The organism is Streptomyces sp. NBC_00271 (genome assembly GCF_036178845.1).
GTDB lineage: Bacteria > Actinomycetota > Actinomycetes > Streptomycetales > Streptomycetaceae > Streptomyces.
Window position 1 is genome coordinate 4,111,761 of sequence record NZ_CP108070.1, and the last position, 23,448, is coordinate 4,135,208.

General features: G+C 69.0%; 19 protein-coding genes, 1 tRNA gene and 1 pseudogene. 11 read left to right on the forward strand and 10 right to left on the reverse strand.

Going from position 1 to position 23,448, the window contains the following annotated elements:
* Window positions 1-120: 120 nt before the first annotated feature.
* From OG798_RS19120 to OG798_RS19135, 4 genes are all read left to right on the forward strand, one after another.
* Window positions 121-1,023 carry a hypothetical protein gene (locus OG798_RS19120; RefSeq protein WP_267061642.1) on the forward strand — a complete coding sequence of 301 codons (903 nt, stop codon included), beginning with the start codon at window positions 121-123 and terminating at the stop codon, window positions 1,021-1,023.
* A 604-nt stretch (window positions 1,024-1,627) separates the two neighbouring features.
* Window positions 1,628-2,143, forward strand: coding sequence for a hypothetical protein (locus OG798_RS19125; protein ID WP_267061643.1), 516 nt, complete (start codon window positions 1,628-1,630; stop codon window positions 2,141-2,143).
* 4 nt (window positions 2,144-2,147) lie between these two features.
* A complete protein-coding gene (locus OG798_RS19130) occupies window positions 2,148-3,176 on the forward strand; it encodes a COG1470 family protein (protein ID WP_267061644.1) in 1,029 nt (342 codons plus the stop codon).
* A 317-nt stretch (window positions 3,177-3,493) separates the two neighbouring features.
* Entirely contained in the window at window positions 3,494-4,183 is a 690-nt protein-coding gene (locus OG798_RS19135) for a hypothetical protein (protein ID WP_267061645.1), read from the forward strand.
* A gap of 148 nt (window positions 4,184-4,331) precedes the next feature.
* Here the strand turns inward: OG798_RS19135 and OG798_RS19140 are convergent, their stop codons facing one another.
* Both OG798_RS19140 and OG798_RS19145 read right to left on the reverse strand, forming a co-directional pair.
* Complete coding sequence (locus tag OG798_RS19140) at window positions 4,332-5,906, reverse strand: sodium/solute symporter (RefSeq protein ID WP_328757372.1); 1,575 nt, start codon at window positions 5,904-5,906, stop codon at window positions 4,332-4,334.
* Window positions 5,907-5,932: 26 nt separating this feature from the next.
* Window positions 5,933-6,388, reverse strand: a complete 456-nt coding sequence (locus OG798_RS19145) for a DUF485 domain-containing protein (RefSeq protein ID WP_328757373.1) — start codon at window positions 6,386-6,388, stop codon at window positions 5,933-5,935.
* Between the two features lie 551 nt (window positions 6,389-6,939).
* Between OG798_RS19145 and OG798_RS19150 the strand changes: the two genes are divergently transcribed.
* A complete protein-coding gene (locus OG798_RS19150; RefSeq protein WP_267061647.1) occupies window positions 6,940-7,401 on the forward strand; it encodes a DUF7144 family membrane protein in 462 nt (153 codons plus the stop codon).
* A gap of 64 nt (window positions 7,402-7,465) precedes the next feature.
* Window positions 7,466-7,780 (forward strand): annotated as a pseudogene (locus tag OG798_RS19155) (site-specific integrase); the annotation flags it as partial.
* A gap of 67 nt (window positions 7,781-7,847) precedes the next feature.
* Here OG798_RS19155 and OG798_RS19160 read toward each other — a convergent pair.
* A tRNA-Val gene (locus OG798_RS19160) sits at window positions 7,848-7,922 on the reverse strand.
* A 179-nt stretch (window positions 7,923-8,101) separates the two neighbouring features.
* Here OG798_RS19160 and OG798_RS19165 point away from each other — a divergent pair.
* The 3 genes from OG798_RS19165 to OG798_RS19175 all read left to right on the forward strand — a co-directional run bounded on the left by OG798_RS19165 (window position 8,102) and on the right by OG798_RS19175 (window position 11,195).
* Window positions 8,102-8,884, forward strand: coding sequence for a DUF4097 family beta strand repeat-containing protein (locus OG798_RS19165; RefSeq protein ID WP_095854903.1), 783 nt, complete (start codon window positions 8,102-8,104; stop codon window positions 8,882-8,884).
* 74 nt (window positions 8,885-8,958) lie between these two features.
* Window positions 8,959-10,347 carry a hypothetical protein gene (locus tag OG798_RS19170; protein WP_095854902.1) on the forward strand — a complete coding sequence of 463 codons (1,389 nt, stop codon included), beginning with the start codon at window positions 8,959-8,961 and terminating at the stop codon, window positions 10,345-10,347.
* Between the two features lie 107 nt (window positions 10,348-10,454).
* Window positions 10,455-11,195: a DUF4383 domain-containing protein gene (locus tag OG798_RS19175; RefSeq protein WP_328757374.1), complete on the forward strand. Its 741-nt coding sequence runs from the start codon at window positions 10,455-10,457 to the stop codon at window positions 11,193-11,195.
* A 22-nt stretch (window positions 11,196-11,217) separates the two neighbouring features.
* Here OG798_RS19175 and OG798_RS19180 read toward each other — a convergent pair whose 3' ends face one another.
* The 3 genes from OG798_RS19180 to OG798_RS19190 form a co-directional block, all read right to left on the reverse strand.
* A complete protein-coding gene (locus OG798_RS19180) occupies window positions 11,218-12,360 on the reverse strand; it encodes an amidase domain-containing protein (protein WP_267061650.1) in 1,143 nt (380 codons plus the stop codon).
* Between the two features lie 156 nt (window positions 12,361-12,516).
* Window positions 12,517-13,818: a hypothetical protein gene (locus OG798_RS19185; RefSeq protein WP_095854899.1), complete on the reverse strand. Its 1,302-nt coding sequence runs from the start codon at window positions 13,816-13,818 to the stop codon at window positions 12,517-12,519.
* A gap of 111 nt (window positions 13,819-13,929) precedes the next feature.
* Window positions 13,930-16,116 carry a transglycosylase domain-containing protein gene (locus OG798_RS19190; protein WP_328757375.1) on the reverse strand — a complete coding sequence of 729 codons (2,187 nt, stop codon included), beginning with the start codon at window positions 16,114-16,116 and terminating at the stop codon, window positions 13,930-13,932.
* Between the two features lie 559 nt (window positions 16,117-16,675).
* Between OG798_RS19190 and OG798_RS19195 the strand changes: the two genes are divergently transcribed.
* Window positions 16,676-16,900, forward strand: coding sequence for an FmdB family zinc ribbon protein (locus tag OG798_RS19195; protein WP_095858106.1), 225 nt, complete (start codon window positions 16,676-16,678; stop codon window positions 16,898-16,900).
* A gap of 185 nt (window positions 16,901-17,085) precedes the next feature.
* Here OG798_RS19195 and OG798_RS19200 read toward each other — a convergent pair whose 3' ends face one another.
* Genes OG798_RS19200 through OG798_RS19210 form a run of 3 tightly spaced genes read right to left on the reverse strand, consistent with a single transcriptional unit; the run spans window position 17,086 to window position 21,575 of the window.
* Entirely contained in the window at window positions 17,086-17,913 is an 828-nt protein-coding gene (locus tag OG798_RS19200) for an HAD family hydrolase (RefSeq protein ID WP_095854898.1), read from the reverse strand.
* Complete coding sequence (locus OG798_RS19205; protein ID WP_328757376.1) at window positions 17,913-20,360, reverse strand: phosphoribosyltransferase; 2,448 nt, start codon at window positions 20,358-20,360, stop codon at window positions 17,913-17,915. The genes OG798_RS19200 and OG798_RS19205 overlap by 1 nt, the downstream gene beginning before the upstream one ends.
* 45 nt (window positions 20,361-20,405) lie before the next feature.
* Window positions 20,406-21,575 carry an HpcH/HpaI aldolase/citrate lyase family protein gene (locus tag OG798_RS19210; RefSeq protein ID WP_095854896.1) on the reverse strand — a complete coding sequence of 390 codons (1,170 nt, stop codon included), beginning with the start codon at window positions 21,573-21,575 and terminating at the stop codon, window positions 20,406-20,408.
* Between the two features lie 189 nt (window positions 21,576-21,764).
* On the opposite strand from OG798_RS19210, the gene OG798_RS19215 reads away from it, so the two are divergent.
* A complete protein-coding gene (locus tag OG798_RS19215; RefSeq protein WP_121416261.1) occupies window positions 21,765-22,661 on the forward strand; it encodes a TerD family protein in 897 nt (298 codons plus the stop codon).
* A gap of 7 nt (window positions 22,662-22,668) precedes the next feature.
* Here the strand turns inward: OG798_RS19215 and OG798_RS19220 are convergent, their stop codons facing one another.
* The gene (locus OG798_RS19220) at window positions 22,669-23,409 is read right to left on the reverse strand and encodes a TerD family protein (RefSeq protein ID WP_060896039.1); all 741 of its coding nucleotides are present in this window, start codon (window positions 23,407-23,409) and stop codon (window positions 22,669-22,671) included.
* Between the last annotated feature and the right edge of the window lie 39 nt (window positions 23,410-23,448).

The following is a 23,448-nucleotide window of genomic DNA, read 5'->3' on the forward strand; positions in this document are numbered from 1 at the left end:
GGTGGGCGCGGACGGTTTCGAACCGCCGACATCCGCCTTGTAAGGGCGGAGTCCTTGGTTCGTTACTCGATGTCTGCAGCGCAAGCCAGGATGTCAATGACGTGATGTTCACTGAGTCCCATGGAGGATTCGGAAGTGGTTGCCGCCATCTGGAAGATCATCGACTCATCCGTTGAGAGCGGCCCGCCTGTCATTCTTGAGGCGCCAGAGGGCACAAGTCTGACAGAACTGCTCGCCGAAGTAGGCCGACGGGCAGGCAGGCCCCGCAACCTTGCCGCGGACGGCTTCACCGACCCGTCACTCACTGAGCGCACTGGACTGCCGCTCGTCGAGCCGTTCGGGGACGAACTGTTGGAGATGCGGGGCTGGGCCTACGGGTCTCACTGGATCGGTTGCGGTCGCGTGGTCACCTCACGTCGAGAGCGCACGGTCGTAGTCATAGCCAAACGTGAGGACCCTGCGGTCAGCGTCACAGGCAAACGGGAGGACCCCGCGGTTACCGGGTTCCCCGAGGGCGCCTCCTGGGCCGAGAAGCTGCGTATCCTCACCGACTGGGACCCGGTGCCGCAGCCGGCCGTCAACTGGCCTGCCGTCGAGGCCGATCTGGCCACCTCGCTCCCGAGCGATTACAAGGAGATCGTCGACCTCTTCGGTCCGGGTGGCTTCGACGAGTACGTGGACCTCCTTGTCCCCGGAGCCTTGGGCATGGACCTCGTGGGCTGGGCCAAGAGCGATGGTGATGCCACCGATCTGTGGGAGCCCTACGCCAGCTACCCAGCGCCGCGGGGGCTCCTGCGGTGGGGTGCGTCAGAGCAAGAATTCGACTTCGTCTGGCAGACCGGGACGGCCGATCCGGATGACTGGCCGGTCCTCGTGGGCCTGTTCGGTGACTGGGAGCGATTCGACTGCGGTCTGGGTGAGTTCCTCGTCCGCATGCTCACAGACGTGCAGTACGGGTTCCCCACAAGCCGCCTGCACGTTCACTTCTTTCAGAGTCACGATCTCCGATCCGTTGAGGGGTAACTCCGCCACAGCGCTCCTCGCGCCGCGCTGACCATCGGCACGTCCTCAACGGCGTTGGTCGCGACAGAGGGTTCAGTTTGAGGGGATCAAGTCCCTGAACGTCGTTGATGTCAGCCGTGGATGTCAGAGGCCTTCCGATCCGTAGCTCGGTCGTTGAAGGTCATCCAGGCTGCCGCCACGCCCATGAGGGCCGGTGCGGATCCCTGCTGGTTGCTGGGTTGCTGTACTTCGCTGCTGTACCGCCATCGTCGGCCGGTGGCCCGTCCGCGGAAATCTCTCGGGCGGGCCGGGCACAGGCAGCGGCCTGCCTATGACTCCATACCTGTGCCGTGGGGCTACGAGCGCTGCGAGGCAGAGGCGTGCCCACGTGCGGGGCTGCGGCCGCCTCGCTGCCATCGGCACGTCACAGCCCGTTAGTCGCTCAGCTTGGCGTTCAACGCCGCAGGTCACCTTGCTCCGGCTGAAACATGGTCATTCGTGTGGTGGAGTGCGGCGCGCGTCGGCTTGTGCGAACAGGCCGCGCCCGATTGTCTGCGTCACGTCAGCCAGCATGTCCGCTGTCAGCCAGGATGTCCGCTGGCGGGCGGCTACTTCGGGAGTTACCGTGCGCGCACGAAGCCTATCTGTCGCGGCCGCAGCCGCTGCTCTCGTCCTGATCCAGCCTGGCCTCGCCGTCGCGGCGGACGACCCGAGCACCACAGTCACGTACACCGTCACGTCCGGCGCATTGACGCTGTCGGTACCGGCCAGCGCCGCCCTCGGCTCGGGAGCGCCCGGCACCACGATCAGCGCGCCGATCGGCCCCGTGACCGTCACCGACGATCGCGCCCTCCTCTCGGCCTCCTGGACGGTGACCGCGGCGGAGACGGACTTCACGAGCGGCGGGTCGACGATCCCCGCCACCAGCGCTGACTACGATCCCGGGTCGATCACGACGACCGGTACCATTACCGCCACCGGAACGCCCGTGACGCTGAGCAACTCCGGGCAGACGGTAGTCACCGGGAGCGCCGGTGTCGGAGACAACACCGCGACCTGGAACCCGACAGTCGCCGTTAGCGTGCCGGCCGGCGCCGTCGGCGGGGCCTACACCGGAACGCTGACCCAATCCGTTGCCTGACGGAATGAAGGGTGCGCGCCGGTACTGGGTTCTGCCGCTGGTGCTGGCCTTCGTACAGGCGGCCGGGGTGATGCCGGCGGCGGGGCACGGGGCGCCCGGGGTGTCCTCCCCCCAGCACCCGGCTGCGGGCAGGATCATCAGTATCAAGCTGCTCGACGCTCCGGAAAGCCGCCGTGCCGATCCCAGGGCGCAGGCCTACATCGTCGACCACGTCGCGCCCGGCTCGACCATCGAGCGGCGGGTGGAGGTCACCAACGAGTCGTCCACACCGATGCACGTCAACGTCTACGCCGCGGCGGCCACCATCGCGAAGGGTGAGTTCACCTTCGCGCCGGAGCGCACCTCCAACGAGCTGACCGGCTGGACATCACTCGATACGGCGGACCTTGACCTGGCGGCCTCCGAAACGGCGCGAGTACGCACCACCATCCGGGTGCCCAGGGACGCCGCCGCCGGGGAACGATACGGCGTCATCTGGGCGCAGACGGGCACACCCACGGACCGCTCGCACAATGTGGCGATGCTGGGCCGGGTGGGCGTCCGCATGTACATCGACGTCGGTCCCGGTGGTGAGCCACCCTCGGACTTCAAGATCGAGCGGCTCTATCCAACCCGAGCCCGCGACGGGCGGGGGGAGGTTCGCGCCCGGATCCACAACACGGGGGGCCGTGCCCTGGACATCAGCGGGGCACTCTCCCTCTTCGACGGGCCGGGCGGACTGCGCGCTGGACCGTTCTCGGCCAAGACGGGCACCACACTGGCTCCGGGCGGCCTTGCGGAGGCGGTCGTCCCGCTGGACGCACGGCTGCCGGACGGCCCGTGGACCGTGAAGCTCACGCTCAAAAGCGGCCTGGTCGAGCGCGCCACGCGCGCCACCATCACCTTCCCGACGACTCTCGGTAGCGTCGGAGCGGTCGCCGCGTCGGTCGCCCAGCAAGGGCACTTCCCCACCCCTGTGGTCGCCGGGCTTTCAGCCCTCGTCCTCACCGCTCTGTGCCTTCTGCTCTCCAAGTTCCTCCGGCGCCGCCGGTGACCACTCCGACGGAGCCCCGCAGCCTGCTGGTCTGCTCCGTGGGCGACGCATGACGGTCGTCATCGAGCGCGTCACCGCTCCTTTTTTTGCGCAGCACCATCCTCGCGGGCGCTCTGTCCTCGGTACACACTCGCCCACACGTTAAGTGATATTAATGTCACGATGAGTATCTATGGCTAGTTATCGACGGTTTGGAAGCGGAGATGTCGGTGTTCAGGCATGGGAGAGGGCGGGCTGAAGCAAGCCGCGGCACGGGAGGTACGGGCGGCATGTTTCGACTGTGGCTGAGGGTGTGGCCCCGCAAGACGGGGGCGGTCGTGACAGTCGGGCTGGTCGTCCTGGCGATCGTCCTGGCCACAGCCTGGACCGCCGCGGTTCAGCGCGCCTACGTCGCCCAGGTCAACGACGGGACGGTGCCGGTGAACGACACCTTCACCACCACCGGCCTCACCAAACCCAGTGGCACCGCCACCACTGACCCCAGTGGCACCGACAGCACCGGCAGTACCGGCAGTACCGGCCTCACATTTACGGTCATCCCAGTCGACCAACCCTCCCTGACCATCGCCAAGAGTCACGCGGACACCTTCACCCGGGGCGAGGACGGCGTTTACACCATCACTGTGGGTAACGTCACCGCAGCCGGCCCGACCAATGGCACCACGGTCACCGTCCACGACATCCTCCCCACAGGTCTTCGGGCCGACAGGATCACCGGCAGGGGATGGCACTGCATTCTGGCCACCCTCACCTGTACCCGCAGCGACGTCTTGCCTGCCGGGCACAGCTACCCGCCCGTCACCCTGAAGGTCGACGTCTCCTGCGACGCCCGTGCACGGGTCACCAACACCGCCACCGTCACTGGAGGCGGTGACACCACCACTCACACCGCCACCGACACCACCACGATCGAGCACCACGAGCACCACGAGCACCACGGGCACGACGGCGACGGGCACGACGGCCACGACGGGCGACATGACCATTGCGATCGCCACGACCACTGACAACACTCAGCCCGCGTGGGCGTAGCGCAGGGCGTGCAGGTCCATGAGTCACTCTGGGAGAGAGGCGGGGTGACCTGCGCGCGGGTTCACAGGTACTGCTGGAGCCGGTACCGCAGCAGTCCGGCCTGGGCGGTGCTTTCGGCGCAATTCAGCTTCCTCGTCTCGCCGCCCCCGCCAGAATCCATGCTTCGACCGCCTCGTACTGCTGGCGCTGTTCCTCCGCCTTTTGCCGCCCGGAGATCTTTGTCCCTGCCCAGCCGAGAGCGAAGCCCAGGGGTATGGAGACAAGGCCGGTGGTGGTGAACGGGAACCAGTTGAAGTCGGAGTGCGGGAAGGCGGAGAAGGGGGAACCGGAGACGAGGTTGGTGCCGGTCATGAGGACGAGGGTGGCGAGTGTGCCGCCGATCAGGGTCCACAGCAGACCCGTGCGGGTGTAGCGGCGCCAGAAGAGGCTGTAGACCAGTGCCGGTGCGAGTGCGGATGCACCGATGGAGGCCGACAGCAGAGCCAACGGCTGCAGATTGTGGTGCTGGACGAGGGTGGCCAGCAGGATGGTGGGGGCGCCCACCGCCAGGGCGGAGACCCGGGCGATGGTCATCTCGCGGCGGGGAGTCGTCTCACGGTGCGCGAGCAGGTCGTGCGCGAGGGTGTTGGCACAGGCCAGGATCATGCTGGCGACCGATGCGAGCAGGGTGAGGAAAAGCGCCGTTGTGACCATGGTGAACAGGAACGTTTCGGACGTCGAAACGTACGTTCCGAGCGCGGCCCGTGAGCCCAGCAGATACGCGGTCCTGCCCGTCGGGTCGGCACCGGCGATCGTCGTGCGCCCGATCAGCGCCGTTGCCCCGATGCTGACGACCGTGCAGATCAGCATGAACAGTGCGACGCACGACACAGCCCAGGACATCGACCGGCGCACCTGACGGGCACTGGTCGCGGTGTACATGCGCATGGTGACGTGCGGCAGGCAGGCGCCGCCGAGGATGACGGTGAGCTCCGAGCTGATCATGTCGAGCCGGGGGCTGGGGCCACCGGCGAACTGGAGACCGGAGCGCAGGAAGGCCGACCCCACGCCGCTGTGCGCTGCCGCGGCGGAGAACAGCTTGCCCAGGTCCCAGTCGAACTGCCGCAGAATCAGCGCGGCCACGACCGCGCCGGAGCCGAACAGCATCACGATCTTCAAGACCTGGATGAGGGCTGTGCCCTTCATCCCGCCGATCACCGCGTAAGTGATCATCAGTGCGCCGATCCCGACGATGCATCCGGTCTTCAGCGAGTCACTGGAAAAGCCAAGGATGAACGCCAGCAGATCACCGGTGCCGGCGAGCTGGATGAGCATCATCGGCAGCAGGGCCGCGATCGTCGTCACACACGCGGCGATGCGCACCTTGCGGCCGGGCATCCGCCGCGCAAGCACGTCGCCCATGGTGAACCGGCCAGCGTTGCGCAACGGTTCGGCCAGCAGGAACATCAGCAGCATGAGGGAGAGGGCGATGCTCAACGCCAGGACGACGCCGTCGTACCCGTCGAGCGCGATCACCCCGCCTGTGGACAGGACCGTCGCCGCGGAAATGTAATCCCCGGCGATGGCAAGGCCGTTGCGCATCGGCGACAGCGACCCGTACCCGGTGTAGAACTCGTCGAGGTCGTCACCATCAGGTCCTGTCATCACGCACAGCAGCAGGATGATCGTAGCGACCGCCGTGAATGCCACCAAAGACATCGCTTGCGTGGAACTGCTGAAACCGCTCACTGAGCCACTCCCCGCTTCACGTCCAGCTCGGCCTGCTTGCGAATGCGGTCCGCAATCGGGTCGACCCTGCGGCGTGCGGCGTGCTCGTACAGCCCGACCGCCAGACAGGTGACGGGTACCTGGAGCAGCCCGAGAAGCAGCCCCGTGGACAGGCCGCCCGAGACAGTGCCCGTCATCAACGACGGTGCGAACGCGGACAGCACAAGAAAGAGCGTGAAGTATCCGAGCGCCGTGAACGTCGCCACGCGCCGCTGGGTGCGGTAGGCGCGGCGCAACACACGTAGGTCGCTGTGGTGACCGAGCCCCGTATGAGGCGACGTCATCCCGCTGTCGAACTCCTGATGCTGCTGCCACGCGTAGATGACATCGGAAGAGGAGAAATGAGGCGCGGGGCGGTACGGCGCTCCTGACCGGTGCGGCTGGTATTCGGGATAAGGGAACGGATCTGGCATCCCGTTTCTCCTCATGCGACTCATGGACCCATACGGGACCGAAGGGAAGCGGGGGGTGGGCGCACGCTACCCAGCAGGTATGGACCAGCGCCAGACTCTGGCCAAACTGAGCAGTTGGTATGCAGCAGATCGATGGCTGTATCAACTACTTCTGTTCGGCGCCGGGGAATCATGGGCCACTGGCCTCGATGTTTCGTGACGGCCCGTTGGTTCATCCAGTGGGCCGTTTCGGCTGCTCAGGCGGGTGGCGGGCATGGTCGCGGCCCGCCTGTCGCGTCGGGTGGGCGCCGGGTTCCACTGCTCCGGTCGTGGAACGGTTCGCTGGGGCGGGGCGTTGTTGCTGGTCAGCCGGGATTCGGCAGTGCCTGGAGTCGGGCGAACGCGGTGGTGATCAGCTGGGTCCAGTGCTGGGCCAGGCGGAGCCAGCGGCACCCTTCGCGGCACCTCCGGCAATGCCGTGATGGCGACGAGGGTTGCAGTCGCGGTGCCGAAGGATTGCGGTGATGCTGTCAGGGGGAGCGTGGCCGGCCTCGCACGGGCAGTGTGCGTCGGTGACCGCGCTGTACAGGAAGGGTGCTGCCATGACAACGGTGCCGGACAGGACACGGAGAGTCCCCGGAAAGCCCGGCAGCGGCGAAACGATCAACGAGGCCTCCTCGTTCGCCGGGATCATGATGCTGCTCAGCGGGCCCCTCAGCATTCTTATGGGCGCGTCCGGCATCGCACAGGACACCCTGTTCGCCGCGTCCCGGTACGCCTACCGGTTCGACCTGACCGCTTGGGGCTGGATTCACCTTGTGATCGGAGTGGCACTTGTCATTACCGGCCTGGGAGTCCTGACAGACAAGAGCTGGGGGCGCGGGGCCGGTGTAGTGGTGGCAGGGATCAGCCTGATCACCCAGTTCATGTTCGTTCCGTACTACCCGTTGTGGGCCATCCCTGCGATGACACTCGACCTCCTGATCCTGTTTGCGCTGACGAGGGTCCATATCGAGACCAGGGGCGGTCGGTGAACCCAGCACTTCTGCCTGGGTCGATGGTGGACGGGATGGGAGCTCCCCCGCGCACGCCACCGCGGACCCGCAGTCGCGAACGGCGCCCCCTCCATCCCGGTGCTGGCCGATCCCCCTTTCGTGCTCTCCATCGCGCTCGGCCTTCGTCGTGGCGATGCGTGAGCGTGCGGGTGATCGCTGGGAAGAGAGTGGCCACGTCTTCACCACGCGAACGGGCCGACCGATCGCCGCCGGGGTGGCGCCACGCGTCGTGATGGAGATCCTGGGGCACAGCCAGATCGCCGTCACGATGAACGTCTACGCCCACGTGGTCCAGGACACGCAGCGCGAGGCGAGCCACATGGACCGGCTGCTCACGAGGCGCCTACAGCGCGAGTAGTCCCGGCGCTGATGTCAGATCCGGATGTCAAAGACCCCCAGCCATGATCGGCTGGGGGTCTTTTGCCTGGTGGGCGCGGACGGTTTCGAACCGCCGACATCCGCCTTGTAAGGGCGGCGCTCTACCGCTGAGCTACGCGCCCAGGACGAGTCGACAGCCTACATTGCCCGGGGGGATGCCCCGCAAACCCGTATCCGGGGGTTAACCCCACCTCCGGTCCGGGAGCGGCCCGGATCCCGCGGCGGACCCCGGAACCGTACGGTCGAAAGGCGTCGAAGGGCATCGGAGCGCGTCGGCGTTTCATTCCAGGGGGAGATCTTCATGGCTCGGACTCGGACACGGACAGCTGGGCGGACCGCGGCGGTCGCCGGTGCCGTCGTCGCTCTCGTCGCGACCGCCGCGGGCTGCGGGGCGAATGCCGGGGACGACAAGCATCCGGAGCATCGGGCGTTCGCGCTGCACGGTCGTACGCTCACCGTGGACTCGGACGACTCCGCGCTGGAGTTCGTGGTCGCCGAGTCGGCCGAGGCGGACAAGGTCGAGGTCACCCGGTGGTTCCAGGGCCACATCCTCGTCGGTGGGGATCCGCGCGTGACCTGGGCGATGAAGGACGACCGGCTGACGCTGCGGATGAAGTGCTCCGGCGCGGTCGCCGACTGCAGCGCCAAGCACCGGATCGTCGTGCCGCGCGGTGTCGCGGTGAAGGTCGTGGACGGGGACGGGAGCGTACGGGCGGAAGGGTTCAAGGAGGCGCTCGGGATCCGTACGTCGGACGGGAGTGTCCGCGTGACGAACTCCTCCGGCGCGCTGGACCTGCGTACCGCCGACGGCTCGATCCGCGCCCTCGGCATCGACTCGCGCCACGTGCGCGCCCAGACCTCCGACGGGTCCGTACGGCTCGAACTCGGCGTCGTACCCGACCTGGTCGAGGCCCGCAGCCAGGACGGTTCGCTCACCATCGGGCTGCCCCGCGACACCTACCGGGTGACGGCCGAGAGCGGGGACGGATCCGTACGGGTGTCCGTGCCCCGGGACCCGGCCAGTTCGCACGTGGTGTCCGCCCGCGCGAACGACGGAAGCATCACAGTACGAACCGCGAACTAACCGGCCCGTGTGTTCGTCCTTAACCGGTGGGAGAATGACACCGGGCAAGGCGGATGACAGCACGGGAGAGGGATGTGACGGCGACACCTTCAGAGCCGTACACGCCGTTTGCGCCACGCGCGCAGTCGGTACGCCGTCAGCCCCATCGATGCCGTGACGTGCTGACCCTCGTCACCCTCCCGCTCCTCGCCGCCCTCGTCCTGCCCGCGGCCTTCGCCGGGGGCGGCACCCGGCGCTGGTTCGGCGGGCGCTCCGAGAGTCAGCGGGCCGAGGCGCAGGCCGCGAAGGACGCCGCTGCGGCCGCGTTCTACGAGCTGGACACCGCCCAGCGCGATCTGCGGATCTCGATCGAGACCATCATCGCCGTCGACGACTCCCCCGCGGCCCGCCGCGCCGTCTCCGACTTCGAGGCGCTGGGCCGGCGCATCGACGAGGCCAGTGGAAAGTACATCGAGGCCGTCGACGCCCACGACCTCGACCGGGACGAGCTGGAGGCGTCGGTCGCCACCCGCGCCCGCGCCGAACTCACCGCAGCCAAGGACCAACTGGGGCGGGTCAAACAGGATCTGGACCGGTTCGGCCAGGGACTCGCGCCGCTGCTCGGGAAGGCCGAGACGCAGCTCGCCCGGCTCGCGCCCGCCGTCGAGCGCGCCCGCCAGGCCCTGCTCGCCGCCTCGAACGCCCTCGATGACGTACGCAAGACAGGCCTCAGAGCCGATGATCTGGCCGGCCGGCTCGCCGCGCTCGGGCCCGAGCTGACCAAGCTCAACCAGGGGGCCGGAGCGCACGGCGTACCGGAGACGCTGGAGCGCGCCGAGCGGGTCTCACGGGAGGCCGGGGCGGTGCGCGCGGAGGCCGAGCGGCTGCCGGAGCGGGCCGCGGAGATCGACCACCGGTTGGTGTCGCTGCGCACCCGCGCCCAGGCGCTGACCACCCGCGCCGGGCAGGTGGAGCCGGTGCTGAGCGAGCTGCGGCGCCGGTTCTCGGCCGCCTGCTGGCAGGACCTGCAACACGTACCGGAGCAGGCCACCGAGAACGTACGGCAGGCCGAGCTCAAGCTGAAGGAGGCGCAGGCCGCGCGCGACGCGCAGCGCTGGCCGGACGCCACCTCGCTGCTGTCCACGGTGCGCGCGCTGCTGAACGGTACCGACGAGGCCGTGTCGGCGGCCGGCGACCGGCTGCGACGGCTGAACGCCGTGTCCAAGGACCCCCAGCAGGAGATCGACCGCACCCGCTTCGCCATCCGGGACGCCCAGCGCCTGGCCATGGCGGGCCGCAACACCCCGGATCCGCGGCACGCCCGCCCGCTCGACGACTCCGTCGCCCGGCTGGATCGTGCCGTCGCCGCGCTGGAGGGGCGCCACCCTGACTACTGGCACTTCCTGACCGAGACGGAGGCGGTACGGGCGACGGCCGCCCGGGTGGTCTCTCAGATCCGCGAGGAGCGCGGCGGCCCGGTCTGAGCTTCTCCGGTACCGCCGATCCCGGTCCCCTGTGTTGGCGGTCCCGGGCCTCCGGGCGGATGCTGGGATGTACGTACGGCCTCCGCTAGCTGGAGAGGGAGGCGGACATGGCCACGCACGTACTTCGTCCCGGAACCCGACGACGCATCGCCTTCGACGACCATCTGCCGGTCGATCACCGGCTGAACACGTTCTATCGGATCGGCGCGGGCCTGATGGGCCTCTTCCTGCTCGCCTTCGGCATCCTGGGCCTGACCAACAACGTCGGCTTCTTCACCACCCACGGGGACAGGGTCATAGGGCTGAACACCAACGGCTCGCTCAGCGTGCTGTCCATCTGCGTGGGGCTGCTGCTGTTCGTGGGCATGGTGATCGGCGGGAACTTCGCCTCGACGCTCAACATGGTCTTCGGCGTCCTGTTCATCCTCAACGGATTCCTGAACCTGGCGCTGCTGGACGGCCGCTACAACTTCCTCGCCTTCCGCATCCAGAACGTGCTGTTCAGCTTTGTGGTCGGCGTCCTGCTGATGTTCTTCGGGATGTACGGGAGGGTCGGCTCGGCCCTGCCGCACGACAACCCGTACTACAAAGCCCGTCACCCCGAGGAGGCCGAGCGGACGGAGCGGATCGGGGCGCTGCGGGAGTCGGCCTCGGCAACGGCCCTGCAGCAGTCGCACAGGGCCGCGCCGACGCCCAAGGCCGTGGGCGGCACGGAAACCAAGGCATCGGAAACCACCGAAGCGTCGGAATCCAAAGCGTCGGAATCCAAGGCAGCGGAATCCAGGGCATCGGAGACCGAGGCAGCGGAGACCAAGGCCGCCGAGCCGCCCAGGACCACGGACCCCTAGGTCACCTCAGGTGACCAGGTGATCAGGTGCGGTACGCGTAGTACGCCGAGGTCGGGTACGACGCGAGGATGCTCGACAGCGACCGGCGGTAGGTGTCGGCGTCGTGGTACGTCAGGTACGGCATGCCGCTGGAGCTGCGGTAGGACGTGACCATGGTGTGGTCCTTGGACCCGTCCTTGTCGAAGTCCACCTGCAGGACGTCACCGACGTCCATCTGGTAGACGTTCGCCAGCGGCGCGGTGCGCTTGGCGGTCTGGGTGAACCAGGACCACTCGTTCACGCCCGCCCAGGAGTCGGACTGGCCGTTGGCGACGTAGTACCAGGTGTCGTACTCCTCCGGAGTCACGGTGCTGATCGGCTGCCAGCCGCCCGCCAGCAGACTCTGGCTCACGAAGTTGGTGCAGTCGCCGCCGACCCCGTTGAACTTGCGGTAGGCCGCGTTGTAGTTCTTCCAGTACTTCTCGGCGTAGGTCGCCATCGCCGCGTAGTCGTACGCGCCTCCGGTGAGCTTCTTGGGGTTGGCGGGCGCGGGATACGTGGTCGCTGCCGGGGGGGCGTCGACAACGGCCATCGGGGTCCTGCGCGCGGGGGCGGCGGTGACGGGTTCGTTGACCTGGTGGGCGCCCGTGTCGGTCGTACGCAGGCCCGAGAGCTTCCAGGTGCCGTCCGGCTGGGCGGCGAAGGTCAGGACGTGGTGCGCGTCGAACCCCGTGGTGTCGGGTTCGTCGCCGCGGATCTTCTTGTACGTGAGGACGGTGGTCTCGGTGACCCAGGCGGTGGCCACCTTGCCCCACCTGCGCGTCCTGTCGACGGTGACCTTGGTGTCGGCGGCGGTGTAGGCCTCACCCAGCGCCGCGAGGCGGGAGCGGGTGCCGCGCAGGGAGGTCACCGCGGTGTCCTCCGTCTTCGTCAGCGCGGCGGTCAGCTTGATGCCTCCCGTCGACTTCGACGCGAGGGCCGTGCGGGGTGCCGGCCCGCTCTTGTCGAGGAGGGCCGCCGTGCGGTCGGTGAGCACGGCGTCCGCCATCCGGCCGAACGCGTCGGCCGTCGCCCGGTTCACGGTGACGGACGCGGTCGCCGCGTGGGCGGAGGAAAGGGGCAGCAGCACTGCGGAGACGGCGATCGCCGTCAGGGTCGAGCATCGGCTCAACGTCTTCGATCTCACTGAGGACTCTCCTTACACCCGATCAGATGCCGGGGAGGGAATCTTTACACGTCCTCCTCAACTGTGGTGAACCCGGGTGGATTTCATGCACGCCCAGGTCAACTCCCTTGAGAAAAGAGTAAGTTGACGCACCGAAAGTCAGGACGCCGTTCACGGCTACTTCACCACCGTCGACCAGTCCGGGGACTGCGCGGGATCCAGACTGCGCAGGCGCTCCAGGGTCTCGGGCTTCTGCACGTCGAGCCAGTCGGCCAGTTCACGGAAGGACACACAGCGAACGCCCTTCTTCGTGCACACGTTCTTGACGACCTGGTCGATGGACTTCATGTAGATGCCACCGTTCCAGTTCTCGAAGTGGTTGCCGATGAACAGCGGTGCGCGACTGCCGTAGTACACGCGGTTGAAACCGTCCATGTACGACGCGACGGTCTCCTGCTCCCACTCGGGGTACTTGGCCGGGTCGCCCTCGGTCGAGTCGCCGGACTGGTTGGCGAGGAAGTTGAAGTCCATGGACAGGCCTTGGAACTTGCCGCCCTCGTAGGGGAGCAGCTGCAGCGGGAAGTCCCAGACGCCCTCCTTCTTGTTGGGCCATATCTGGAGGTTGCCCGAGGAGCTCGCGTCGTAGCGCCAGTCGTAGTCCTTGGCGGTCGCCTTCATGGCCTTGAGCAGGTTCTTCTGGCCCTCCAGGCAGGGCGCGCGCCCGCCGTTGACCTCCTTCGTGGGGTCGAACGGCAGGGCCGGCAGGTCGGTGTAGCCGGTGTTGGTCTTCCACTTCTCGACGAACGAGAAGAACTGGTTGATCTCGCTCTCCCACTCCGCCACGCTCCAGTCCCCGCCGCCCTTGTCCTCGCAGAAGTGACCGTTGAAGTGGGTGCCGATCTCGTTGCCCGCCTTGTAGGCCTTGCCGAGCTCCTCCAGCGTGTCGCGGATGTGCTCGTCGGTGGCGTAGCTGATCGCCGCGGCGCCCGGCGCGTGCATCGGCGGTTTGTAGAGCGTCTTCTTGTCCTTGGGCAGCAGATAGATGCCGGTCAGGAAGAACGTCATGTGGGCGTTGTACTGCTCCGCCAACTCCTGGTAGTGCGTGAAGAGTTTGTCGTCGCCCTGGAGGGCGCCGTCCCAGGAGAAGACGACGAACTGGGGCGGCTTCTCACCGGGCTTGAGGGGGACGGGCTTCAACTGGCCCTTCTGCGGCCCGGTGTAGGACGTGGAGCCGTCTCCGAGCACCTTCGTCTTGCCGTCCCACGGGGGTTCCTTGGTCGTCTTGGTGGCGCCGGCCCCGGAGCGGGGACCGCCGGCCGAGGCGGCCGGTGTGGTGTTGTCCGAGTGGTTCAGGGCCAGGTAGGTGGCGGTCGTCGACGTCACGACGAGGAAGGCCGCCATGGCCACGAAACCCTGGCGGGCGGAACCGGGAGCGGGCGCGGGTTCGCGGCGGCGGTGACCGCTGTGCTTCGAGTTCATACGGGGCACATTCTGCGAGGGGGGTGGAAGGAGCGGGCGGGGGCCTTTCGGCCGTCGGGATGCGCGGTGGCCTCTCGGCCGTCGGGGTGGGCGGCCTCGTGGCCGTCGCGGTCAGCCGAGCGGACTCATGGCGCCGGCCCAGATGCCGTACGGGACGTCGTCGGCGGACGTGCCGGCGAGCCCCTTGAGCGGCAGTGGTTCGAGGCTCTTGGTCAGGTCGATGCGGTAGAGGACGACCGCGGTCGACACGGAACGGTTCGTACCGACGTACCAGGCGGCGGTGTCGTCCGCCGTGGTGCCGGCCTTCCCCGCCGTCTCCGGTGCGCTCAGAGCCGCGGTGGGGTGCGCTGTGCCGAAGGCGTCCGTGAGCCCCTCGGTGACCTCGCGGGCCACCTCGGCGCTCACCGCGCGCTTGGGGCGGGGGGTGTCCAGGGCGACCTGGGAGCCGTTGCGGGTGATGCGTCGCACGGAGTACGGCTCGGTGTGCGACCCGCCCGCGGCGAAGGTGGCGTAGGCGTTGGCCATCCGGATCGCGCTGGGCGTGGAGTTGCCCAGGGACAGCGCGGGCACCTGGGGACCCATGGTCGACGAGAGCAACCCGGCCGCTTCGGCGGTCTGCCGCACCTTGTCCAGGCCCGTGTCCATGCCGAGCTGCATGAACGGCACGTTCACGGACTCGGCGAGCGCCTTGCGCAGGCTGATCTGCCCCCAGGACTTGTTGCCGTCGTTGTGGGCGGCAACCTTCTTGTTGGCGCGGTCCCAGTAGGGCCCTTCGGGTGTGGTGACGGGGATGTTGTCGTCACCGTTGTAGAGCGTCTCCGGCGTGACCGGTGTCGCCGTACTGTCGCGGGTCTTGTGGACGCCGTGTTCCAGCCCGGCCGCGTAGACGAACGGCAGGAACGACGAACCGGCCGGGACCGTGGTCGCGTTGGACTCGTTGAAGCCCTGCGTACGGTGGTCGGGGCCGCCGTAGACGGCGAGGATCTTGCCGTCGGCGGCCACCGAGGAGGCCCCGTAGTGGGCGGCCTTCGCCGTCTTGGGGTCGTCCTTCAGGGCCTTGTTGCGGGCCTTGGTCACGGCGTCGGCGAGCGCCGTCTCCCGCTTCCGGTCGAAGGTCGTGTAGATCTGGTAGCCGCCGAGGTCGAACTGCTGGTCCGAGATGTGCCCGGCCTTCTTGGCGTACTGGGTCGCGAGCTCCACCAGGTAGTCGCTCTGCTTGCCGGTGTCGAAGGTCTGGGACTGCGTGGTCGGCTCGGGGAACTTCGTGTACTTGGCCCGCTCGGCCGGCGACAGCTTGCCGATCTTGACCATGCGGTCGAGGATCCAGGACCAGCGCTCCACGGCGCGCTTGTGGTTCGCCTGGCTCAGGGTGGGGTCGTACAGGCCCGCGCCCTTCAGCAGGGACGCGAGCATCGCGGCCTCGCTGGCGTTGAGTTCGCCGACGTCCTTGCCGTAGTACGCCTGGGCGGCGCGCTGGATGCCGTACGTGCCGCGGCCGAACCAGCTGGTGTTGAGGTAGCCCTCGAGGATCTTGTCCTTGCTCATCTTCTGGTCGAGCTTGAGGGAGATCATCGCCTCGGTGAACTTGCGGCTCACCGAGCGGTTCTGGTTCAGGTAGACGTTCTTGACGTACTGCTGGGTGATCGTCGAGCCACCTTCGGTGTTGCCCTCGCCGATCGTGCGCACCAGGGCACGGCTGATGCCCTTGAAGGAGATGCCCGGGTCGGAGTAGAAGCTCTGGTTCTCCGCGGCCAGCACCGCCCAGCGCACGTCCTGGGGTATGTCCTTCAGCGGCATCGCCTGCCGCCGCACCCACCCCGTACGGGCCATGGGTGTCCCGTCGGACCAGAAGTAGACGTTGTCCTGCTGGGTGGCGTACGTGTTGAGGTTCTGGGGTATGTCTGTCGCGGCGTAGGCGATCACCAGAAACGTTCCGCTCAGCCCGATGGCCAGGCCCCAGCCTCCCAGCCACTGACGCCAGGAGGGCATCCAGCGTCGCCAGCCGGTGCGACCGGGGCGCGGGTACGCCGGTTTCAGACGGCGGGCGACGCGCGCCCAGCGCCCGGCGAACGCGGAGGGCTTGGCCGGTTTGCGGCGGGTGCCACGATGGCCGGAAGTCGTCCCTCGATCGGCGCGTTGTGAGGGGTCCTCCGCACCTGAGTGCGCCTCGATCTCGGCAGGAGTCGGTACGCGAAGCTGAGTGGTCTTCTCGGCGGGACGTTCGGCGCCGGGCGGGAGGCGGAGCTGCGTGGTCTCCTCGGCGCGGGGCGGAAGGCGAAGCTGAGTGGTCTCATCCATGCCGGGCGGGAGGCGAAGCTGAGTGGTTCGCTCGGCGGGGGTCTCGTTCTCCGTGTCTTCCGCACGACGGCTCGCGGAGTCATCCGCACGACGGCTCGCAGGGTCTTCCGTGCGACGGCTCGCGGGCCGTTGCGGACCTGGCCCGCGGCGATTTTGGCGGTCGTCGCCCTCCCCGCTAGCCACGGCGGGCTCCGGCGCGTGGACGGCCCAGAGCATGCGGGGCATCTGTTCGATGCCATGCCTCGGTCACGACTGCGTCTCCCTCCGCACTTCGGAATTGCGCGCGCGGGTAGATGCAGCTGCCGCACATGCGGCTGCGAGCCCCCCTCCCCGACCTTGCGGCTCGTCGCGGCCCTCTTAAATTATCAGCGCCTAATACGATCTCCTCGCCCAGGAACCAGACAGAAATGTTCAGCAGGTCAAGTCGGCCCTCTGAAGGCACCGGGCGGGAATCGGGGAGGAATCGAGGAGGTCCGGGTTCCGGATCACGGCGCCACCCGGTGCGCGACCGGGCCGCGGAAGGCTTCGATCGTCGGCTCCCGGCCGCTAACCTGTGCGTATGCCTCGCTACGAGTACCGCTGCCGGACCTGCGGCGACACCTTCGAACTGAGCCGCCCGATGGCGGAATCCGCCGCTCCGGCGGACTGCCCCGCCGGGCACGACGACACGGTGAAACTCCTGTCGACCGTCGCGGTCGCCACCGGCGGATCGTCCTCCGCGACCGCCCCGGGCCCGTCCGGAGGGGGCGGAGGCGGGTGCTGCGGCGGCGGTTGCTGCGGCTGACCGACCAGGATTTTTCAGGAAGTCTTCAGCTTTTCTTCGCCCGAATCCTCCGTGCGGCCCGGGCGTGTCGCGCTCTCAGGCCGTACGTGGCCCCCGCACAGGCCGGGCACGGCTCCCGCTGAGACCGCGCCCGGCTCGCCCACAGGCCGCGCCCGACTCCCCCTCAGATCGCGCCCGGCCCCCGCTCAGGCCGCGCCCGGTCGGCCACAGGCGTGCGTGAACTCCCGCAGGATCCGCTCCCCCGCCGCGACCCCCCGCTCCGGGAGGGCGGTGATCGCCGGCGCCGTCCAGTCGGCCTCGGCCAGTTCCCCGTGGCCGGGCCGCCAGCCGCGGTCGGCGGCGAGCAGCAGATCGGCGTCGAGAAGGGAGTCACCGGCGGCGAGCGTGAGGAGGGCGCCGGTGCGGCGGGCCACCTCGCGGACGGCCGCGCTCTTGGTGAGCGGCTTCGGCACGGCGTAGATCTTGCGGCCCTGCAGCGACACCGTCCAGCCGCGGCTCTCCGCCCAGACGGCGAGCTCCTTCACCCACTCCTCGGGCAGCAGCTCGCGCTCCACCACCAGATAGGCGAACAGGTCCTCGGCGACCCGGTGCTTGCGGACCCAGACCGGATCGGCGGTGGCCTCGAGGTGGTCCCGCACCTCGGCCAGCGGCGCGCACTCGTCGGCGAGCCGCGCGGTCACGGCCGCGTGCCAGTCGGGGTCGGAGACACCGTCGACGAGCAGATGCCCGCCGTTGGCGCAGATCGCGTACTCGGGCGCGGGGCCCGGCAGGTTGATGCGCTGGTACTGCTTGCGGGTGCGGGTCGTGGTGGGCACGAAGTGGGCCGTGTCGCCGAGCGCGGTGAGCAGCGCGGCGGCCGTCTCGGTCATGTACGACAGCGGCCTGGCCTCGTGCACCTCGACGCAGAGCAGCCGCGGCGCCCGCGCGTCGGGCATGGTCAGCGCGAGGGCGGCGGAGGAGTAGATCAGCGTACGGTCGAGATCGCTGGCGACGAGCACCTTGGGCGCGGACATCAGACCGTCACCGCCTTGCCGTCGGCGCCGGTCGCGCCGCGCGTGTACTTCGGGTGGATCAACCCCACGCAGGTGTACGGGAGTTCGTCGACCTCCTCGACGGGTACCCCGCGCTGCTGGGCGAGCAGGCGTACGTGGTCGAGGTCGGTGCCCGCTCCGGCGCGCGCCAGGATCTTCCAGGGGACGCGGCGCAGCAGCACGCGGGTGGTCTCGCCGACGCCCGGCTTGACGAGGTTCACGTCGTGGATCTCGTACTCCTCGCTGATCCGCTCGACGGCCGCCCAGCCCTCCCAGGTGGGGGTGCGGTCGGTGGCGAGGAGCTCCTTGGCCTGGGCGACGGCCGCGTCGGCGACGTCGGGGAAGTGAGCGGCGACGGCGCCCAGGAAGTCGACGGAGACGTCGGAGCCGGCGAGCTCGCGGTAGAACTTCGCGCCGTGGAAGTCGTACTCGCCGACCAGGTCCGAGCGCAGCACCGTGCGCGAAATCAGCCCTGAGACCGTCGAGTTGAGGCAGGCGGAGGGGATGAGGAAGTCCTCGCGGGTGCCGTACGTCCGTACGCACGAGCCCGGGTCGGCGAGGACCGCGATCTCCGGGTCGAAGCCGGTGATGCCCTCGGCGGACTCGAACTCCCTGATGGCCTCGGTGAGTTCGCGGGTGATGGCGCCCTTGCCGGTCCAGCCGTCGACGAACACGACGTCGGCCGGGTCGTGGTGGGCGGCCAGCCAGCGCAGCGCGTTGGCGTCGATGCCGCGGCCACGGACGATGGAGACGGCGTAGTGCGGCAGGTCGAGGCCGTGCCGGTGCTTGGCCCAGCGGCGCATCAGGACGCCGACGGGGGTGCCCGCGCGGGCCAGCGAGACGAGTACGGGGTGCGGAGAGCGCTCGGCGAGCACCAGCTCGGTGACGGCGCCGACGGCCTGGGCTATCCGGGCGGCCGAGGTGCCGAGGGCCGTGTGGAACAGCTCCTGGTACTGGGGGCTCGGCTGGTACTCGACCGGCAGTGACTCCGCGTAGTGGGCGCCGCCGCTCTGGATCGCCTCCTCGCGCTCCTCGGTCGGCGCCTCCAGCGTCACGTCCGAGAGGTCCTGCAGCAGCCAGCCGACCTCGTCGGGCGCGTACGAGGAGAAGGCGGGGCCTCGGAGGGGCTCGGGGAGCATGGAGGACCTTTCGGTGGACGGCCGTGCGGGGACGTACGACGGAACGACGGCGAGCAGGACGCTCGGCGTGTGCTCCGCGAGCTGGGCCAGCAGGCCGTCGGGGGCGTGCAGGGCGGGCGTGTCGGCGGCGGAGTCGACCACGGCCACGACCGCGTCGAAACCGGCACCCGCGACGTTGTAGGCGTACCGCTCACCCGGTCCGTCGTCGGGGTCGTCGTGGGCCGGGAAGACGAGCCGCGTCCGTATGGCGTAACCGGGGTCGTCGAGGGCGAGCACCGGGGAGCGGGTGGTCGTGGAGTACCGCACCTCGGCGGACACCACCTGCTCCAGCTCCCTGGCCAGCTTGAGCGGCGCGTACATCAGCTCCTCGAAGCCGAGTACGAGGACGCGCCGCGCGCCCTCCGGCAGCGCGTCGGCGACCCGCGCGGCCATCGCGGGCAGCGCCGCGTCCAGCCGTATTCGATGCCCGGGCGTGAAGCCGTGCCGCCCCCCGTCGGGCAGACCCCGGGGCCAGCCGAGCTCGACACGGGCGGCACCGGGGTGCCAGGGACGGCGGCTGTCGGCGGTCTCGGTGCTTTCGGTGGTCTCGTGTTCCGCCACCAGCGCCTTGCCCTTCTCCAGGACGCCCTCCGGGAGGTTCACGGTGCCCCTCGCCGCGGCGACCAGGTCCACCCGTGCGCCGATCTCCGTCGCGAACTCCGCCAGACGGCCCAGGTCCGCGGCCGAGCGCATGTCGACCAGGGCCACGACCACATAGCGGTCGCGCGGATAGCGGGCGTGGAGGTCACGGATGGTGTTGAGGACCGTGTTGCCGGTGGAGAACTCGTCGTCGACGAGGACCAGGGGGCCCGCGCCCGCCAGCAGAGCGGGGTTCTCCGGCAGCAGGAGGTGGGAGGTGGCGTGGGAGTGGGACTCCTCGAAGCCGCCCGCCGTGTCGACGCCGGGGACGGGGCGGCGGGTCGAGTGGAGGTAGGGCGCGAGGCCCACGCCGTCGGCGACGCAGTGACCGAGGCCGGTGGCCGTCTCCGCGTACCCGAGGACGACGGCCGCGCGGGCGCCCTCGGCGCCGAGCAGCTCCCGTACCCGCCGGCCGAGCGCGAAGCCGTGTCCGTACACCACGGACGGCGACTGCGGGACGTGCTTGCCGAGCACGTTCGACACGAGCAGATGCGCCCGGCGGGGGTTGCGCCGCAGCGCGAGCCCCAGCAGGTCGCTCAGCTTCTCGTCACCGACGAGCTCGACACCCAGTCGCTCGGCGACCCAGGTCCCCGTCCACACCACGTTCTTCATCGATTCCTTGTTGGTCGGTTGGTCGGTCGGTCGGGCCGGCGCGGTTCACGCAGGCAGGGCGGCCGCGAGCAGTTCCACGAAGCCGATGTCCTCGTTCGCCACACCGAACACCTGGGCGCGCTGGAGGGTGCGCTCGGCCCAGGCGCGGTGCGGCTTCACTTCATTCATTTTGTTCGTATACGCCGACCGCAGCACACCCCCGCCGCCCCGCTCGGGCCTGAGGATGTCCTGCGCGTCGCTGTACTCCTCGTGGCTGACCACGGACAGCGCGTGCACCGCCGGGACGTGCGAGGGGTGGATGCAGGTCTTGCCGAGCAGGCCGTTGGCCCGGTCGAGGGCGATCTCGCGCAGCAGCCCGTCCAGGTCGTGCTCGATCAGCGCCTGGCGCAGCTCCTCGACCTCACCCTCCTGGAAGGGGCTGCGGCGCAGCTGCGGCTTGAACATGCGCTCCTGGACCCGGAAGTACTCCCACACGGGCCCGGTGACCGTGAACCCGGTGCCGTCCGAGCGCCCCAGCATGTTCACCACGTCCGCGATCACGGAGGCGACGATCTGGACGTCGTAGGCGGTCATGTCGGGCGCCCTGCGCAGCCCGTACGCCGAGCAGAAGTCGGTGACGCCCAGGCGCAGCGCGAGGACGCGGTCGCGGTACTTGTCGACGACCCGGGAGATGCCCTCCAGGGTCTCCCGGCGGCTCTCCAGGTACAGCAGCCCGGGCGATTCCAGGACAGGCATCGCGAACAGCCGCCGGCCGCTCGCGGACTCGGCCGCGGCGAGCGCCTCCATGAACGGGACGCCCCGCTCCTCGGTGAACTTCGGCAGGACGAACCCGGACAGCAGCCGCACGGACGCGCCGAGCCGCCGGACGAGGTCCGGGATCTGCTGGGGCTCACGGACCCGTACGAACAGCAGCGGGAGCCCGTCGCCCTCCGGCCGTCCGGCGAGGTCGGCGAACTGCCGGACCAGGTTCTCCTCGGCGCCCACGACCTCGGCGTCGTCGATCGAGTCCTCCAGGCACAGGACCATGGAGACCACGCCGCGTCCGGCCTGCTTGACGACGTCGTCGGCGAGGTGGGGTCTGGTCGCGGGGCTGTAGAGGGTGGCACCGAGGGCCGCCGCGAGCACGCGGGCGGGCGAGTCGGCGGTGAAGACGCACGGCTCCCGGTAGAAGAGTCGCTGCCGCCCCTCAGGGGCGATATGTCCGAAATGGCGCATGGAGCTCCCCCGTGACGGCTAGATGGACCTATGTGAGGTGGCCGGTAATAGTACGTACAAATCCATGTCAGTCGTTCCCACCAGGCGTGAAGTTCAGGTAACTCGGCCATGTCGGTTGCCCGCACATCCCGACCGGGAATCCTTACCCCCACGTTGTCGTGACCAGGACCGAGAGGGCAGGATGACCGCATGACGCACGCGATGCTGAAGGGGTCTAACGTCCCGCTGGACGCCACAGCGGTACGTGCCGTGCTGCGCTGGACGCCCGGGCAGGGTGTCCCCGATGTCGATGTCTCGGCGCTGCTCCTCGGTCCCGACGGTCGTGTGCGATCCGACGAGGACTTCGTCTTCTACAACCAGCCACGCCATCCCTCGGGCAAGGTGTGGCGACTTGGCAAGAAACGCGTCGCCGAGGGCCTCACCGACACCATCCAGACGGATCTGGCGGGTGTCGAGTCCGGCGTCGGACAGATTCTGCTGGTCGCATCGGCGGACGGCGTCACCTTCGACCAGGTACGCGCCCTACGCATCCTGCTGTACGACGCGTCCGCCACGACAGGAACGACCGGCACGGCCGGCTCGGACGGTGAGCCGCTGGCCTACTTCGACATCAAGCCGGAGACCGGTACGGAGACCGCGCTGATCTGCGGCGAGCTGTACCGGCGCGGTCAGGGCTGGAAGTTCCGGGCGCTCGGCGAGGGCTATCCGAACGGTCTGGAGGGGCTCGCCTCCGACTTCGGGATCACGGTGGACGAGTCCGAGCCCGAGGCCGTCGCGCCCGTGCCCGACACCACCGCCTGGGCGGACCCCGCGGCGTCCCCGGAGGCCTCGGTGCCCCTCCCGCCCGAGCAGACCGCCCCGGTGCCCCAGCAGCCCGCGTACGGCTATCCGGGGCCCGCGCAGACGGCCCCCGCCCAGCCCGCGTACGGCTACCCCCAGCCGACCAGCCAGCCCGCCTACGGCTACCCCCAGCCTCAGACGGCCCCGGCCGTCCAGCCGGCCTACGGCTTCCCGCAGGCGGTCGGCTCCCTCCCCGACCCGGACTTCAGGCTGCCGCCACAGGGGCCACAGTTCATCGGACGCTGAGGCAACGTCAACGGTCGGCCTTGGACTTGTACCCCCGCCCCCACTGCAAGCCCCACCCGTACAACCGGTCCAGCTCCGCCTGGAATCCGTACACGAACTTCACCTCACGCCGCACGGTGATCTCGCCCTTGTTGTTCTCGATCATCACCACCGCGCAGGAGCGGGCCTGCGGATGCCGCTCGTCGAGGCCGATCTCGATCCGGGGCCCGTTGCTCGGGTAGAGCGTGATGATGGCGTGCGTACGGTCGAAGGCGGGCGTCTGGTCGTAGATGTACACGAAGACCAGGAGCCGCTTGATGTCGTCGCGGTGGTCGAGGTTGACGTAGGCCGTCTCGCCGGACGCCGAACCGAACCGGTCGTCACCGCTGAGCTTCACGTACGGCGGGTCGTTGATGTCGCCGAGGAAGTTGCCCAGGGGCTGCACCACGCCCTTGGAGCCGTCCGCGAGCTCGTACATGACGCCCAGGTCGAGGTCGACGTTCACCATGCTCTGGGTGTGCGCCTGGACCACGTCCGGCTTGAAGGTCTTGAAGGGGTGCCGCAGCAGGCTGCCCCGCTGCTGGCCGCCCCCGATGTCCGACGTACGCATGCGCCAGGACAGGTTGATGCGCAGGTTGCCGGTGGCCGCGCCCTGTTTGGTGAGCGAGACCGTGTGGTTCCGCTTGGTCAGTTCTATGGAGTTGGTGGCGGCACTGCCGGAGTCGAAGTCCGTCGAGCGTCCGCGCCACAGGTCGTCCCAGAAGCCCATTGCCTTGTCCCGCCCCCACGTTGCCTGGATATGCGACGG